The following is a 615-nucleotide window of genomic DNA, read 5'->3' on the forward strand; positions in this document are numbered from 1 at the left end:
CTCCAGCACGTGCACGAGATGGCCGCGCATCCGCTCCAGCGTCGAACGATCGAACGCCAGCGCGTTGTATTCGAAATGTATGCCCAGATCGTCGCCCGGGATCACCGTAATATTGAACGCATAGTTCGTTTGCTCGGACATTGCGACGCCCGCAATCGCGAAGCTGTCCGCACCGCGATTTCCCATCTGCTCCATCCGCTGCTCGACCGGATAGTTCTCGAACACGATGATATGATTGACGAGATCCTGCTTTTGCTCGGTCAACGCTTGAATCTCGTAGAGCGGATACGTTTCGTAAGCGCGGGAAGCCAGCGCCTGCTCCTGCGTGCCCCGCAGCAAATCCGCAAACGTCGTTTCCCCTTCGCAGCGAATGCGCACCGGGATCGTATTGATGAACAGCCCGATCATCCGGTCGACGCCCGGAATATCGTCCGGCCGGCCCGAAACGACGCTGCCGAATACGACGTCGCCGTTGTTGTTGTATTTTTGCAGCACGACGCCCCAAGCCGCCTGCAGCAGCGTATTCATCGTCACCTGATACCGTTTCGCCGTGCGCTGCATCTGCTCCGTCAAACGTTTGCCGAGCTGGAACGACAGCTTTTGCGCATCATACCC

The 615-nt window shown here is 58.2% G+C and carries 1 protein-coding gene; it reads right to left on the reverse strand.

Annotated elements, in window-relative coordinates:
* The coding region (locus PEH01S_RS34350; RefSeq protein WP_246063159.1) for a condensation domain-containing protein at positions 1 to 615 on the reverse strand (615 nt) is incomplete at both ends.

Origin of the sequence: Paenibacillus ehimensis NBRC 15659 (assembly GCF_004000785.1) — a bacterium.
Classification (GTDB): domain Bacteria; phylum Bacillota; class Bacilli; order Paenibacillales; family NBRC-103111; genus Paenibacillus_G; species Paenibacillus_G ehimensis.